The organism is Bartonella sp. AS69XJJH (genome assembly GCF_042195585.1).
In the GTDB taxonomy this organism is placed as follows: Bacteria; Pseudomonadota; Alphaproteobacteria; order Rhizobiales; family Rhizobiaceae; genus Bartonella.
Genome location: NZ_JBHIOO010000098.1, coordinates 1 through 1,119 on the forward strand (window position 1 = coordinate 1; position 1,119 = coordinate 1,119).

3 protein-coding genes are annotated in these 1,119 nt (G+C 38.1%); all 3 read right to left on the reverse strand.

The genetic code is table 11. The features are described 5' to 3' along the window. Positions 1–91 precede the first annotated feature (91 nt). The gene (locus tag ACFIK6_RS09920; RefSeq protein ID WP_375642650.1) at positions 92–361 is read right to left on the reverse strand and encodes a type II toxin-antitoxin system RelE/ParE family toxin; all 270 of its coding nucleotides are present in this window, start codon (positions 359–361) and stop codon (positions 92–94) included. Then, positions 345–572, reverse strand: a complete 228-nt coding sequence (locus tag ACFIK6_RS09925) for a DUF6290 family protein (protein ID WP_375642649.1) — start codon at positions 570–572, stop codon at positions 345–347. The genes ACFIK6_RS09920 and ACFIK6_RS09925 overlap by 17 nt, the downstream gene beginning before the upstream one ends. 98 nt (positions 573–670) lie before the next feature. Further along, positions 671–1,119: hypothetical protein (locus ACFIK6_RS09930; RefSeq protein ID WP_375677603.1), on the reverse strand; the 449-nt coding region annotated here is incomplete at its 5' end.

Genomic DNA, 1,119 nt, shown 5'->3' on the forward strand with positions numbered 1-1,119 from the left:
TCTTTCGTCTAGATACAATACGCCTAAGTACAGCAATGTCATTAAATACGATTTGCAACAATTTGTCAACACAAAAAGAACATTATTTGCTTTAGCTTTTATATATATTTTTTCTATGTCCAACAGCCAAAACTAATACTACAAGCTCCTTATCATAAAGATCACAGAGTATCCTATAATCTCCTACACGATATCTCCACAAACCCGATAACTGACCTCTTAAAGGCTTTCCTACTGCACGTACATCTTCAAGAGAAGCAATCTGTTTATCTAAAAAATCAACAATTCGCCGCGCTTCTTTTTTATCGCATTTTTTTAAAAAACTGAGAGCTTTTTTTTCATATCTAATCGTCCAAGCCAAGCTCTTTCCTCACCTCTTCAGAGCTATAAAAAGTACCCTCTCCCCTTCGAATGCGCTCTCTTACTTGTGAAGCTAAATAATAATCCTCCGCTTCCTCTATTCCACGTTCAATAATCTCTCGCAGATAAAAAGACTTCGTACGCCCTGTCTTCGCAACTAAATTATTCAAACGCGTTTCAAGTTCGCTAGGCAACCGAATAGATATTGTCATAACGCAATCCTCACATTTGTATTCACTGTAATACAAATATAACGAATTGTACAGAAAAACGTTTCACATCATGCTACAAAAACTACATAAAACATTTATCATTCACTTTTTTGATCAAAATGTTTCTGAAGCACATTAAGAGCAACACGCAGCGAATTCACAAGGTGTGGTAGCATTTGATCTTCTATCACGAGGTTCTGTAGCGCTGCATAAAGATTATACTGTCTATAGAGGCATTGGGCTTCTTTTAGTGCCTCTTGCGTATTGAAAAACTGCTCTGTAGCAAATTCTACCCATTTGTCTCTTGCCTTATCATCAGAAGATGATGGCATTTCATCGTAAACAGCACTTGGCAAGCCTTTTGCACACAAATAGTCGTTTCTTATCTGTAAATACTGTTGCGCGGCATCATATTGCTCTTGAGTAAGCACGCCTTGCAAGCAAAGCCGCCCGATATAGGTACCAGAAAGTGGATTTTTTGCCTCTTGTAGCGTTAAACCGAAGCGCTTTGCACGCATTTCTATTGCCAATTTATCAACGGCTTCAC